This window comes from Paraburkholderia sediminicola, assembly GCF_046026895.1.
GTDB lineage: Bacteria > Pseudomonadota > Gammaproteobacteria > Burkholderiales > Burkholderiaceae > Paraburkholderia > Paraburkholderia sediminicola_C.
On sequence record NZ_JAQQEU010000003.1, the window covers coordinates 81,863 to 94,954 of the forward strand.

11 protein-coding genes and 1 pseudogene are annotated in these 13,092 nt (G+C 64.3%); 6 read left to right on the forward strand and 6 right to left on the reverse strand.

All coding sequences use genetic code 11. The features are described from left to right. Window positions 1–114: 114 nt before the first annotated feature. The gene (locus PQR02_RS03330) at window positions 115–1,029 is read left to right on the forward strand and encodes a PhzF family phenazine biosynthesis protein (protein WP_408225429.1); all 915 of its coding nucleotides are present in this window, start codon (window positions 115–117) and stop codon (window positions 1,027–1,029) included. A gap of 44 nt (window positions 1,030–1,073) precedes the next feature. Here the strand turns inward: PQR02_RS03330 and PQR02_RS03335 are convergent, their stop codons facing one another. Continuing rightward, window positions 1,074–1,391 carry a hypothetical protein gene (locus PQR02_RS03335; protein ID WP_408225432.1) on the reverse strand — a complete coding sequence of 106 codons (318 nt, stop codon included), beginning with the start codon at window positions 1,389–1,391 and terminating at the stop codon, window positions 1,074–1,076. 409 nt (window positions 1,392–1,800) lie between these two features. Here PQR02_RS03335 and PQR02_RS03340 point away from each other — a divergent pair, with 409 nt between their 5' ends. The 5 genes from PQR02_RS03340 (at window position 1,801) to PQR02_RS03360 (ending at window position 6,413) form a co-directional block, all read left to right on the forward strand. Continuing rightward, entirely contained in the window at window positions 1,801–2,133 is a 333-nt protein-coding gene (locus tag PQR02_RS03340) for a DUF2322 family protein (protein WP_408225435.1), read from the forward strand. 287 nt (window positions 2,134–2,420) lie between these two features. After that, the gene (locus tag PQR02_RS03345) at window positions 2,421–2,705 is read left to right on the forward strand and encodes a hypothetical protein (RefSeq protein ID WP_408225438.1); all 285 of its coding nucleotides are present in this window, start codon (window positions 2,421–2,423) and stop codon (window positions 2,703–2,705) included. A gap of 349 nt (window positions 2,706–3,054) precedes the next feature. Then, the gene (locus tag PQR02_RS03350; RefSeq protein WP_408225441.1) at window positions 3,055–3,282 is read left to right on the forward strand and encodes a hypothetical protein; all 228 of its coding nucleotides are present in this window, start codon (window positions 3,055–3,057) and stop codon (window positions 3,280–3,282) included. Between the two features lie 507 nt (window positions 3,283–3,789). After that, a complete protein-coding gene (locus PQR02_RS03355; protein ID WP_408225444.1) occupies window positions 3,790–4,671 on the forward strand; it encodes a M23 family metallopeptidase in 882 nt (293 codons plus the stop codon). Between the two features lie 875 nt (window positions 4,672–5,546). Next, a complete protein-coding gene (locus PQR02_RS03360) occupies window positions 5,547–6,413 on the forward strand; it encodes a sterol desaturase family protein (RefSeq protein ID WP_408225447.1) in 867 nt (288 codons plus the stop codon). A gap of 58 nt (window positions 6,414–6,471) precedes the next feature. Here the strand turns inward: PQR02_RS03360 and PQR02_RS03365 are convergent, their stop codons facing one another. The 5 genes and pseudogenes from PQR02_RS03365 to PQR02_RS03385 form a co-directional block, all read right to left on the reverse strand. Then, on the reverse strand, window positions 6,472–7,638 hold the full coding sequence (locus tag PQR02_RS03365) for an MFS transporter (protein WP_408225450.1): 1,167 nt from the start codon (window positions 7,636–7,638) through the stop codon (window positions 6,472–6,474). Further along, complete coding sequence (locus PQR02_RS03370) at window positions 7,635–8,429, reverse strand: DeoR/GlpR family DNA-binding transcription regulator (RefSeq protein WP_408225453.1); 795 nt, start codon at window positions 8,427–8,429, stop codon at window positions 7,635–7,637. The genes PQR02_RS03365 and PQR02_RS03370 overlap by 4 nt, the downstream gene beginning before the upstream one ends. 215 nt (window positions 8,430–8,644) lie before the next feature. Then, a pseudogene (locus tag PQR02_RS03375) lies at window positions 8,645–10,159 on the reverse strand (PepSY-associated TM helix domain-containing protein). A gap of 66 nt (window positions 10,160–10,225) precedes the next feature. Continuing rightward, the gene (locus PQR02_RS03380) at window positions 10,226–12,607 is read right to left on the reverse strand and encodes a TonB-dependent receptor (RefSeq protein WP_408225456.1); all 2,382 of its coding nucleotides are present in this window, start codon (window positions 12,605–12,607) and stop codon (window positions 10,226–10,228) included. A gap of 82 nt (window positions 12,608–12,689) precedes the next feature. Further along, window positions 12,690–13,091 carry a DUF2946 domain-containing protein gene (locus PQR02_RS03385; RefSeq protein WP_408225459.1) on the reverse strand — a complete coding sequence of 134 codons (402 nt, stop codon included), beginning with the start codon at window positions 13,089–13,091 and terminating at the stop codon, window positions 12,690–12,692. Between the last annotated feature and the right edge of the window lies 1 nt (window position 13,092).

Consider the following 13,092-nt stretch of genomic DNA (forward strand, 5'->3'; position numbering starts at 1 on the left):
GCCAATGGTCGGGTGGGCCCCGTTCGGGTCGACGAAACTGTATCTGTCGTATCGGCGACCCACGGCGAAAATAGGCATAACATTTGGAAAGCCATTACCCAGCCGAGGAACGCCATGAATCGCCGCTACGTCACTGCCGATGTCTTCACGGACACGAAATTCAGCGGCAATCCGGTCGCCATCGTGCTCGATGCGCAAGGCTTGTCGGGCGCCCAGATGCAGGGCATCGCGTGCGAGTTCGGATACAGCGAAACGACGTTCGTACTGCCGCCGCGCAATCCCGCTCACACTGCATGGGTGAGAATCTTCACGCCGAGCCGCGAAATACCTTTCGCCGGACATCCGAACATCGGCACGGCATTCGTGCTCGCAGAAAACGCGGCATTGCGGCAGCAACCGTTGCCGGACCTGCTCGTCTTCGAGGAGATCGCGGGCCTCGTTCCGGTGAGGCAATTGAAACAGGGCGGCACCTTGGTCGGCGCCGAGCTCGTCGCGCCGGAGCCGTTGACGCGATTGTCGCAAGTTTCCGCAGGGCGGGTCGCGGCGTGTCTGTCGCTCACAGCCGACGATGTGCTCGTCAACACGCATGCACCTCAGGTTGCGTCGGTCGGCCTGCCGTTTCTCGTGGTTGAACTCGCTTCACGCGACGCGTTGCGGCGGTGTATGCCGAATCTCGGCGCGTACAAAGGTGTGCTGCCTATCGACGGCGCGGTGTCCATCTACGCTTATACGCGCGAGGTCGGCCCGGCCAGGTCCGCAACGATCTGCGATCTCGACGCGCGTATGTTCACGCCGCGCATGACCGAAGACCCCGCCACCGGCAGCGCGACCGCCGCGACGGCCGCCCTCATTGCCGAGGTTCGCGGGCTGTCGGAATTGTCGTTGTGCGTCGCGCAAGGCGTGGATATGGGACGCCCGAGCATCCTGTCCGTGAAGGTCGATACGCGCGATGATCGGGCCGAGGTTCGGGTCGGCGGAAAATGCGTCAGCGTGATGGAAGGCACCTTCGAACTCGCAGGCGAGCACTGACTGCCGTTCCGGTTGACCCTTCGACTTCGCGATGTGGGTTCCAGTCAGTTGCTTACCGAACGCTCGTTGAACTGTTGCATCGCGTCGCGCAGCGCGGCGTGCGCGTTATCGAGCGGCAGTCTGTGCTTGCTGGCGAGCTGCACGGCAGGCGACATCCACGGATGAGCGAACGCGACGACGGTTGCGCCTGCTTCATACGCCTCTTCCGCCGACGATGCGATCGCCGTGAAGCACGCGTCGAGATCACCACTCTGAAACAGCGCCCAGACCCGCGCGAGATGGATGGCTTCGACGGATGCGTTGTTTTCGCGCGTGCTCGGTGAACAGCTTGCGCGTGGGTTCGATCGCGGATTCAGCGGCACACAGCACGGCAATGACTCCGCCCGCTTTCGCTGACGCGGCGGCCAACGCGGTGTCCGCTCTCACGATCGGCGCGGGCGACAGCGGATTGGTGACGCCGCCCGCCATGTCGAAGCTGGACAGGGCGCAACTGTCGACCCCGTGGTGCCATAGTGGGTTGCGCGTGCGAGGGAACGCCGCTATGCGCGCAAAAAGTCCGCAACCCAATCACGCGAATGTCTATCCCACGGCGCAAGCACCCTTGCTCAGGTATGCAGGAGTCCGTTGCATTGCCCACGCCGGTTGCGCAAGTTCTGTCCAGCACACTACGCTCGCCCAATCACTCGATTACTCCGCCGCCGCCGTGCAAACCCCTATCGGATAAGATACGGCCCGCCATGCAATTTTTTAGAACGGAAGGAGTGTTTTTTAATGATTCAACCGAGCAGCGTGTTCAAGGAGAACCTCGCCCAGATGCCCGCCATCGACGGTATCGCGCGTATCGATCTGGTGGATGACAAGGGCGCCGTGGTCGCGAGCATCGAGAACAAGCCGGGCAAGCAGGGCTCGCTCACGGTATACAACTATCTGCGCGAAACATTCGGCTCGCTGGACGCCAACGCCGCTGAACACGGTCTCGCGTTGTTCGCCGAACACACGGCCGACGCGCGCAACCGTCCCGGTGCGCATCCGAACGTCGACCTTCTGCTCGCGATCGCGGCGGGCGGTGACGCATTGCGTATCGACGTGATCCCCGCTGCTTGAGGTGAGGCGTTTCGCGTCGGGTTCGCAGCCGTAATTTGCTGACGTCGAGCGCGCCGTCGTCCTCGGCGGAATTTCCCGCTTGAGGGCGGAGGAAACGCCCCCTCGCGCAGCGAACCCGCGCCTTGACGCAAGCGGCTCGCAATCCCCGGCGGCGCGCCTATTCTTCAGTAGAAAGCCACGTTTTCCGCAACGCCTCGGATTGACTTGAAAATCGGCTTCTGTTCGAGAGATTGAAAATCGCGGGTCCGGCGCAAACTGAAATCGTCCAATCCCGCCAAGAGCCTGCGATGTCTTCCCGCCACGACAAAGATCACCAGTTCGAAACCGGCTCGCCGGAAATCGGCACGTCCGACTGGAACCGCCCGTCGGCGGCCGCCGACTCCATGCACGAGCTGCAGTGCGCGTCGGAAATGGTGTTGCAACTCGCGACGCAGACCCACGCAGCGGTCGCGCGCAGCGACATGGCTGGCGCGCAAGTGGCGCGCGCGTCGCTTGAAAAGCAGCTGACGCAGACCACGCGGATGATCGACGAGCTTCTGTTCGGCGGCTCCGGCCAACCTACGACGCACTGAGCGGCCGCCTGGCCCGACCGTATCAATCGCAATCTCGACCTTCCGAATACCGACATGAGTGCCTTGACGATAATTCTCTGCATCTGGGCCATGGTCGCCCTGTGCGCGATCCTTTTTATCCGTGGCGCCAGTCCACGGGTCGAGCGTCCGGCGAAAGCGCCGCACAGCCGTCCGTCGCGCTATTCGATCGCGGAGTAACGGCTTCACGCACCGGCCGGGTCGCTAGCAATTGGGCGCGCCCGACAATCACCTGATGCATGCCGCCATCGTGCGAGTCGGCGGGGTAACATGAAGTGCGCCAGCGCTCACGCTGGCTTGCATTGACGATGCCTTCACCGGAGGTTTTCGCATGGACACTCATTCGATTCTCGGCATGATGCATGCCGAAGAGGCTTTGCTGGTCTCCATCGTGCGGTCGTTGCCTGCCGACATCAAACGCACCATCGCCAACGATTTTCACGAGCAGGTCGAACTCGCCGAAACGTCGCATCTGAACCCGACGACCGATCGCGACGCGAGCGCCGCGTTCAAGGCTCATATGAGGCGGCTGTCGAACATGCTGGCTTCGTTGTCTTGACGGAATGACGACGTCACGACGCATCGAGCGGTGATCAGAGCAACCGTCAAAAGAAATCGCCGGAAGCGGCATTGAATCGCGATTCGCGCGCGAGGAAAGGGCGCGTGAACGGCGGAGAAGAACCCGAGAAGCAGGCCGCCCAACACTGCGCATGGCCCCCGTCCCCGCACAAGCTCGTCGTCATCCACTCCATCAAGCGCATACGCGCTTATTAGGGGCAGCTTAAGTCTGACTTAAGAAAGCATCCCTAGGCTTGCCAGCAGCTTTTAAGCAGCGCCTTACACAGTGCCCGCAGGCGCTGATTCAATGAACCCACCGGTACGTGCGTGACGTTGGCGCATGTGACGGTCGACCGCTTAGCTCTAGTCAATGCCTCTCTCCGTAGCTCGCGTCCTGCCCGGGCGCGTCGGCAAAATCATTTTTCTGGGTGCGATCAGTTCCGTGTGTGCGGCTTACCTCGTGAGCCATGAGCGTGCTGCGCGTACCGACGAACCCGACGTCTCCCTGGTGAGCAAAGATTCCGCCCGGCGCGCCGCCGCTTCGCCGGCCACCGCGTCCCCGGCTGCCGACGTTGCGAGTGCCGCGTCGGGCACACCGGCGGCGAAGCCTCCCGCGTTCACCGTGAAGAAGGCTTCGATCGGGCGCAGCTTCGCTGCGGCCGCGCAAAGCATGGGCGTCGATGCGGGCACGACGTCGATGCTGGCCCGCGCACGGCGCGGCGATCTCAGCTTCTCGCGCGATCTGCGGCCCGGTGATCGCGTGAGCGCGGTATTCGACGAAAGCAGCGACAGCCAAGCCGCGCGTGAACCGCTGGCCGTTCGCGTGGTTCGCGGCGCGACCGCCCACGACGTGTTCCTGTACAAGGATCTCCAGGGTAAGCCCTTCTACTATTCGAAAGACGGCGCGAGTACCAACCCTTCGTTCGAACGCTATCCGTTGGACTTTACGCGGGTGTCCTCGGACTTCTCGTTACGCCGTTTCGATCCGGTGCTGCATCGTTGGCAAAGTCATGACGGCGTCGATCTTGCCGCGCCGATCGGCACGCCCGTGCACGCGACCGCGCGTGGCGTGGTCCGCTTCATCGGGCGGCAGACCGGCTACGGCAAGGTGATCGTGATTCAGAACCCGCCGCCGTATTCGACGACCTTCGCCCATCTGTCGCGTTTCGCGAAAGGGCTGCGCCGCGGCAGCCGTGTGAGCCGCGATCAGGTGATCGGTTATGTCGGCGAAACCGGCTGGGCGACCGGCCCGCACTTGCACTACGAAGTTCATGTGCACCACGTGCCGAATGATCCGCTGACGGTCGAGCTGCCACAGAAGACGCCGCTGCAGGCCGCCGAAATGCAGCAGTTCAAGGCTCGCGTGGCGCAGTTGTCGGCACTGTTGTGAACCGGCGCGTGCCATCGCCAGGCGCGCTATTCGCGGGCGCCTGAGCGGTTGCAGAACGCTAACTGCTTGCGATGACACAGTCCGTCGTCGCTTGCATGCGGGTTGTTCGAACGGCCTCGTCGCCTTCTCAGTTTTGCGACACATAGGACCGCGCCCGGCACTGCTGTTTCGATCAATCAGGCAGCGGTATATCTCACCGAAGCGTTCGGCGAAGCTTTGCCGGTCAACCCGTCTACGGGTTTTCCAGTGCCCGCGAGATGACTGGCCGCCGCTCGCACGGAAGCGCTGCCACGGAGCACGGCGGCGTCTCAACTACGATTCATCGAGTGCCGTTGAGTGGGCTGTAAACCGCGCGTTGAACCGAACGCCTTTGTCTGACGAGGCTTTGAGGCCTCATGGCATAGCTGTTGCAATATGAGAATCACAAGACAAAAACACGTTGCAGCCGGCAACGGACCAGCATAAGTAGTGAACAAATACGGCGGCAGCACTGTCCTTGCGGATAGCGTTCGGGGAGGTCGGCGCGTTCGCGAGGTGCGGCGGGGTCAACATAAAACGGATGTCGATAAAACGGCGACACGGGCCCTCGGTACTCAAGGTATCGACCGCCCCTGATCATGACGACGTGAAGCGGCGACCTCGCCACTTTTTTCCGAATCCATAGACGGGCCTGAGCGCTGCTTCGCCGGGTGTCCGTATGGACGAACCGCGTGCCACACGACGCTTGCGCGCGGCCCATCGGACTGCGAAGATCGCATTAACGCGCCCGATGCACTGCTAACGTAGAGTGTTCCGGCGCTTCCCGCGAGGTTGCCCGCAACCGTGCGCAGCGCAAGGCCGGCGGCTCTCGATGCACCGTATCCCCGGGGAATCCCATGTTTGCATCAAGCGCGTTTGCCGGCCTGCCGCACCACGCGAGTCTTTGGCTCCAGGCGTACGCGCTCGTGCTGGTGATGATGGCGGTGGGTGCGACGCTGGAGCGCCGCTGGCCGGCCGCATTGCTGCAATCGCGCTCGGCGCAGCGTCTGAACATGGCCTATGGCGCTTTGTATCTGGCACTGGTGGAAGCGGTGAAGCCGCTGACGGCCGCGGCCAGCGTCGCCATCGTGAACGCGCTCGGCGGCGGCATGGTCGTGCTGGTGTCGCGCGGATGGGGCGCGCTGGCGTCGTTCGTGATCGTGCTGCTCACCATCGACCTGCTCGAATACGCGTTTCACCGTCTGCAGCACACCTGGCCCGTGCTGTGGAAGCTGCATTCGCTGCACCATAGCGCGGTCGACTTCAATGTCACGGTGACGCTGCGGCATCACTGGTTCGAAGTTCTGATCAAAGGCTGTCTGCTTTATCCGCTGGTGGGCGTGCTGTTCAAGGTCGAGCCGTGGATCGTCGGGCTGACATCCTTCGTGTTCATGTTCGGCAACTACTTCGCGCATCTGAATCTGCGCGTGGACCTGGGCCGCTACGTCACGTGGGTCAACAATCCGCAATATCACCGCTTGCATCATTCGATCCGCGCCGAACATCTGAACCACAACTTCACGCAACTGCTGCCGCTGTGGGATCACCTGTTCGGCACGCTGTGGGTGCCGGCGAAGCACGAGTGGCCGGCAACGGGACTCGACGGTGGCGCACAGCCGCACTCGCTGCTCGACGCCGTCAGCTGGCCGCTGGACCTGCATGCAGGACGCGCGGCGGCGCTCGGTCGCGAGCCCGCGGCGCTGCTGGACAAAGAGACGAAATAAACACCGCTGGCCGCGAGCAGGCACCGGTTGAAGCCGCCGCGCGGCAAGCCGCGCCGCTCTATGCGAGCCGCGCGCTGCGCACTGCCTTGCCGCCGAGCACGCACACAATCGACGCAGCCATCACGAGCACACACAGCGCAACGCGCAAGCCGAGCAGGCCCGCGCCGAGACCGATCAACGGCGGCCCGACCAGGAACCCGGCATAGCCCGCGGTAGCCGCCATCGACACACCGATCGCCGGCGTGACAGTCGAGCGGCCCGCTGCGCTGAAAATCACCGGGACGATATTCGAGAGGCCGACGCCGACCATCGCAAAACCCACGCACGCGGTGAGCACCGTCGGCACGCTGAGCACCAGCGCGAGCCCGGCCATCGCGATCAGACCGCCGAGCGCGACGACCCGGCTCGAGCCGAAGCGGCGCACGGACACATCGCCGACGATGCGGCACGCGGCCATCGAGAACGCGAATGCCGAATAGCCGATCGCGGCGACACTGGCCTCCTGGTTCAACGTCGAGCGCAAGTACACCGCGCTCCAATCGGCCACCGCGCCTTCCACCAGCATGCAGAGGAACGCCAGCAGCGCGAGTTTCATCACGGCGCCGCTGGGCCACGCGAAGCCGCTCGACGCAGCGGCCGCGCGCGGGCCGAGATCGCGCAAGGCCAGCAACGCGGCGCAGACGATCAGGACTGCGATGAACGCGGCCGGCGCCAGCAGGCCGCCGCTCACGCCGACGCCGCTTTTGAGCAGCATCGCCCCGGTGGCCGCGCCGAGCAGTCCCCCTGCGCTCCAGGCCGCATGGAACGACGACATGATCGGCGCGCGCCACTGCGATTCGATGGTGCTGGCGTGACCGTTCATCGACACGTCCAGTGCGCCGTTCGCCGCGCCGAGCGCGAGCAGCACGATGCAAAGCGTGACAAGGTTGGGCGCGAACGCGGGCAGCGGCAGCGTGATGACGAACGCCGCGCCGAGCAGCGCGGTCGCGCGGCCGCTGCCGAAGCGCGGCGCGAGTTGCCCCGCGAGCGGCATCGCGACGATCGCGCCCAACGCAAAGGCGAACAGCGCGAGGCCGAGCGAGGTGTCGTTGAGCGCCAGTCTTTCCTTGATGCGCGGCACTTCGACTGCCCACGCGCCGATCCCGAAGCCATTCGCGAGAAAGACGCCGAGGGTCGCGATACGCTCCTTCAGCGGCTTGATGTGAGAAGTGGCAAGCGTGGTCATGAGCGCGCCACCATCACGTTGTCGCAGACCGCTTCGAGACTCGCGAGCCGCGCGGCCGGCACATCGGTTTCGACGAACAGATAGTCGACCGCCGATGCGGGCGCAACCGCAAAAGGCGCGGCGGTCATCAGCTTTTCCGAAGTCAGCGCGATGGCGATCTGACCGCTTGCTTTCACCATCGCCCGTTTGAGTTCGGCATCTTCTGCGTCGAATGCGGCGACCCCTTCGTCAGGGTCGAACGCACAGGCGCCGAGGAAGCACAGGTCGGCGCGGATGTGCTGGATTTGCAGCAGAGCGGTCGCGCCGAGCGAGCCCGACGCGCCCCGCGCGATGCGCCCGCCGATCAGAATCACGTCAAAGCCCGGCCGATTCAGCAAGCGGGTGCATGCGTCGGGCGCATTCGTCACGACGGTCAGGTCCGCGTTGTCCGGCAGCGCGGCCGCGATGGCGGCGTTGGTCGAACCGGCGTCCAGCAGAATCACCTGCTTTGGACGGACGATCGAAGCCGCGGCGGCGGCGAGGCACGCCTTGCGATCCACGGCCTCGCTCATGCGGACCGCGGCGGGCTTGTCGGCGGGCGAGAGCAGCAGGGCGCCGCCGTACACGCGCTTGCAGTGCCCCTGTTCGGCCAGATCGCGCAGATGGCGGCGCACCGTGTGCTCCGAGGTCTGGAGTTCGGCGGCCAGCGCGGCGGCCAGCACGCGCCCGTGCGTGCGCAGCCGCTCCAGAATCACCTGCTCGCGCTGCTCGGGCAGCAGTCCGTTCATCGCGTCTTCTCGGGTTCGCTGCATTTGGGCCCACCATGCCGTTGGCTGTTAATCGATCATAAACGAGCAAAATGTATCGTAAATGTGCAGAGAGTGCAATATGCGTTACAACGGTGCGAAATCGCCTGACAATTGCAGTCCCGCATCGCTGCGGCGCGCGGGTGCTGGGTGTGATGGGCGCGAGACTCATCAGGTGGCCGCCCCGCGACACCTTCGTGCCTACTTTGCGTATATGACGACTAGACGCTATTCAGCCGCCGCGGGGTCCGCCCACAAATCACCCGGTCCACGACCCATACCACGACGAGCGTGGCGCCCATCAACGGAAACACGATGCCGAGCAGAACGAGGCCGGTTTTCCAGCCGCGCATCGGCGGCACGGCGCGTTCGCGCGACGGTGCGCCGAGCGAGCGCTGCGGCCGCCGTTTCCACCACATCACACAGCCGGTCACGGCCATCGCGGCGAGGCCGAGCGAAATCGCCGCGCAGAGAATCTGGTTGGCCACGCCGAAATAGCGGCCCATATGCAACGACGTTCCGTACGACACCGCTTTCGACACCGCGCCGTAGTCGGCATAACGGATGTCCTTCAGCACCGCACCGCTGTATCGGTCGATGTATAGCGTGCGCTCATCTTTCGGATTGCCAGGAAAGTACGACACCGTGTAGACGTCGGTCGCCGAGCTTGGCAGCGCGATGCTGTAGTCGTCCGTCAAGCCAAGCGATGCAGCGATCGCGACGATGCGCCCGAGCGGCAGCGGTTGCGGCGCGTCGGCGCCGGCAGAGTCCGCGTTGGAAGAGGGCACGTGCGAATTGCCGACCGCCCACGGTGTGCGCGGAAGCGGCAGATCGTCCATTACCATGCCGGGCATCGAGTCCACTTGCGCCGAAGGGGCGCTATGTTCAGCGAGCGCGTGCTCGGCGGCGTTCGCGGCATGCGTCTGGACTGTCGAGTCTCGCTCGTCGTGCTTGGCTGGCCGCGCCGAGTGCAACGGCAAGCCTCCCCAGGCGCCCGGCGGCGCGCCGAGATTCGCGGCGCTCGCGAGCGCTTTGAACTGCTTGCCCCACGAACCCGACCAGGGCAGGCCCGTCAACACGAACGCGAGTGCGCCGAGCGCCAGCCAGATGCCCATCACCGCGTGCAGGTTCTTCCACAGCGCGCGCCCCTTCAGCGCGAAGCGCGGCAGTAGCGCGGCGCGTGCACTGGTTTTCTCGTGCGGCCACCAGAGTGCGATGCCGGTGGCGATCATCACCAGGGTCCAGCAGGCGGCCAGCTCCATCAGCAGTTCGCCCGGCTTGCCGAGCAGCAGCTTGCGGTGAAGCATCCGGTCCAGCTGCATGAAGCGGCGCTCGACGCTGAGCGTGCCCAGCACGTCGCCGTTGTACGGGTTCAGATAGACGCTCTGCTTTTCGCCGTCCGCGAGACGGAAGATGAATTCGGCGCTGCGTCGCGGGTCGTTCGTGATCGTCGCGGTTACCGCTGCGGAGCCAGGCGGCATCGCCGCGCGTGCTCTCGCAAGCAGCGCGTTGTCGGGCAGCCGGGGCGTAGCCTGCGATTCGACGACCAGGCGGTGACGATAAATCAGCGGTTCGATTTGCGGCTGGAAGCAATACAGCGTGCCGGTAATCGCGAGCACAACCAGAAACGGCATCACGAACAGGCCGGCGTAAAGGTGTCATCGCCAGAGCGTCCGATAGCCCGGGTTCGTCGTGCCGGTGGCAGAGCCGATGCGTTCAGCGGTGGTAGTGGACATGGAATCCTCGTCGGGCGGAAATGGGTCGGTCGGTTTGCGGGTGCGTGAATCACTCATGTCATGTACTCAGATGCGCAGCTTCGCTTCCACATAAAACGTGCGGCCCGGATACGGGTGATAGACGAAGTAGCGCGCGTCGAACAGGTTGTCGACGCCGATGCCTACTTCGCTGAGCTTCGTCGGCCTGAAGGTGAATTTCGCGTCCGCCACCGTGTACGAACTGGTGCCGCCGAATACATCCGGGTGGGTGTCGGTATTGGTGAGGGTGTTGTACTGCCGCCCCGAATAGCGCGCGGCAAGCGTGAGCGCCGAGCGTTCGTCGAAGTGATAGGTCGCCGCGACATCCGCGCGCCACAGCGGAATCCGATAAAAGTACTTGCCAACCGTGGCCGGGTTCTGCGCGTTGGCGATGATCTTCGACTGCGTGTAAGCCACGCTCGCCAGAAGGTCCAGTCCGCGCACCAGCACGTCCTGTCCCGAGTAGCTCGTTTCGACGCCGCGCGAGCGGACCTTGCCGATATTCTGGAAGTTCGTCACGTTGGGAATCACGGTCGTGTCGGTCTGGCTGAAGATCGTGTTCTTCACGTCGTCCTGAAACAGCGAGAAGCGGAACACGCCGTTCCAGTGCGCCCATTCCGCGCTCAGTTCTTTCGACAGATCGTCCTCGGGTTTCAGGTTCGGATTGTTGTTGACGATCGACGAGCCGTTGATTTGCCCCTGGAACAATTCGCTGACGGTCGGAAAGCGGTACGCGCGGCCGATGGAAGCGCGCAAGGTCAGATCGTCGCTCACGTCGAACGACAGCGAGGCCTTCGGCGAGAAGTGACGCTGGTTCGCATCGCTGAACGCAATGGTCCGGCCGGGCAGCGACTGCGATCCGCCATAGGCTTGCCAGTCTTCATAGCGCACACCGTAGACGAGCTTCCAGCGCGGCAGAAAACGCCATGCGTCCTGCGCGTACAGCGCCTGAGTCTGCGTCTTGCCGACGAACGCGTTGGCAAACGAGGCCGCGTCGCCATCGCGCCAGTTCAGCGTGTTGTAGCTCTGGTTGTCGAGAAAGTAGTTGTCGTAGTGATAGCCGAAGCTCAGTGCGTGATTCGCGAGACCGGCTTGCGTGCTTGCAGGCGTGTAGGTGCTGCGCAGATCGAGCGTTTTCCAGCCGGTGCCGTCGCCGAAGATGACCGTGCCCGGACCATTGCCCGGCGCGCCCGAATTGGCCGTGCGCGCCACGCTGTTGCCGATGTCGTAGTACGAGGCAATCGCTTCGCCGTTCCAGCCGGTGGCGTTGCGCGTTTTCAGTGACACGCCGTACAGCCAGTTCTCGCTGTGGCCGAGACTCGGCGCGAACGCGGCAGCGGGAATCGTGTACCGGTAGCCGCCTATCGACACCGTGCCGCTGTATACGGCGTTGCCGTTCGCATCGCGCAGGAAGCTGGATGTCTGGCTGTCGTAAGTCTGGTGCCAGTAGCCGAGCGTGAAGCCCGCTTGCAGCGTCGGCGTGAAGTCGTACTGCATCTTCAGCTTGAACTGGTCCTGCACCGTGTGCTCGATGCCTTCGCCGTTCACACCGAGTACGGCGGTCGGCATATTGGTCTGATTGTTGTAGAAATACGCGCCGGTCACGGGCGTGTCGCCGGGTTTCGCGGGCGTGGCCGATTGCGCGAGCGTGGCGAATTGCAGCGGCTGGCTGGTGTTCTCCAGATGGTTCACGCCGAGCAGATAGGAGAACTTGCCGACCCGGTCGCCGATCGACGCGCTCATCTCGCTGCCGTTGAAATTTGGGTTCACGCCGTACAGGCTGAAGTGCTGAGTGAACGCCTTGACGTCCGCGTTGGCTTCGAATTGCTTCGGCATGCGCGTGCTGATGAGCACCGTCGCGCCGAGCGAGTTGCCGGGATACAGCGCGGAAAACGGCCCATAGATCACGTCGACCTGTTCGATCTCGTCGGGATACACCATCGACCAGCGCGGCGCAAACGTAAAGCTGTTGCCGAGCAGGTTGGAAAACAGCAGGCCGTCCGCGTAGACCAGACCGCGCGCGCTTTGCGCGTTGCTGGTGCCGCGCACGGCGATGAGCGAATTCAGATCGCCGATGAAGCGCTTGCGCACCGCGAGGTTCGGCATGTACTTCAGCACGTCTTCGGTGTTGACGACGTTCCAGTTGCCGAACTGCTCGCGGGTAACGGTTTCGACGGAGGCAGGCAGGTTCGGATCGACGGCGCGCGGCGAGGCGCTCGCGCTTGCGGTGACGCTCACCGCAGGCAATGTGGCGTCGGTGGCCGAGTTGTCGGCGTGGGCGGGCGACGAGACGAAGGCCGGCACGAACGCCGGAATCAGCGCGGGCCAATACGCTGGAAAAAGCGGCTGGGCGGGCCGTCGAAACGGGACGCCGCCGCGAGCCTCACGGCGGACGCAAGAGGGCAGCCTCCGCAGGGCGAAGTCGAACATGAACGTTTCCTTGATGCATTGAACAGGCGATCGCGCGCCCCCTCGACGGGTGCGACGAATGCGCGATCAGGACCGGCAGCGATCAGGAAACGACAGGTGGGGCTCTGGGGCGTCCCGACGGGAACGCGCCGAGTGGCGTGAAGCGGGTAGAAAGCGCGGGCGGCGCGCTGCCGGCGAGCGCGAGAGCGGCAGGCGGCTCGACGGCCGCGATCGTCGGCATCGCGACGTGATGTTGGAGCAGATGACAGTAGCCGCACGCGCCGAATGCCTCGTCGTGGCTCAGATGCAGCGGCTGCGCAGCGGTGTGCGCGACGAGGCCCGCCTCGCTCGCGCCGGACGGGTGCAGTGCCGAACAGAGCGCGGCGATGGGCTCGTGCGCGCGGCCCGACAGCAGCATCTGACTCGCGAGCGGCGCGAACACGACGAGCCACATGGCGAACAGGCCAAGCCATGCGGTCATGCGGTTGCGGGATCGTAGAGTCATG

Excerpts from the sequence above, each read along its gene's own strand:
- PQR02_RS03330 (WP_408225429.1), top strand. The coding sequence starts at position 115 with ATGAATCGCCGCTACGTCACTGCCGATGTCTTCACGGACACGAAATTC.
- PQR02_RS03340 (WP_408225435.1), top strand. The coding sequence starts at position 1,801 with ATGATTCAACCGAGCAGCGTGTTCAAGGAGAACCTCGCCCAGATGCCC.
- PQR02_RS03345 (WP_408225438.1), top strand. The coding sequence starts at position 2,421 with ATGTCTTCCCGCCACGACAAAGATCACCAGTTCGAAACCGGCTCGCCG.
- PQR02_RS03350 (WP_408225441.1), top strand. The coding sequence starts at position 3,055 with ATGGACACTCATTCGATTCTCGGCATGATGCATGCCGAAGAGGCTTTG.
- PQR02_RS03360 (WP_408225447.1), top strand. The coding sequence starts at position 5,547 with ATGTTTGCATCAAGCGCGTTTGCCGGCCTGCCGCACCACGCGAGTCTT.
- PQR02_RS03365 (WP_408225450.1), bottom strand. The coding sequence starts at position 7,638 with ATGACCACGCTTGCCACTTCTCACATCAAGCCGCTGAAGGAGCGTATC.
- PQR02_RS03370 (WP_408225453.1), bottom strand. The coding sequence starts at position 8,429 with ATGCAGCGAACCCGAGAAGACGCGATGAACGGACTGCTGCCCGAGCAG.
- PQR02_RS03380 (WP_408225456.1), bottom strand. The coding sequence starts at position 12,607 with ATGTTCGACTTCGCCCTGCGGAGGCTGCCCTCTTGCGTCCGCCGTGAG.
- PQR02_RS03385 (WP_408225459.1), bottom strand. The coding sequence starts at position 13,091 with ATGACTCTACGATCCCGCAACCGCATGACCGCATGGCTTGGCCTGTTC.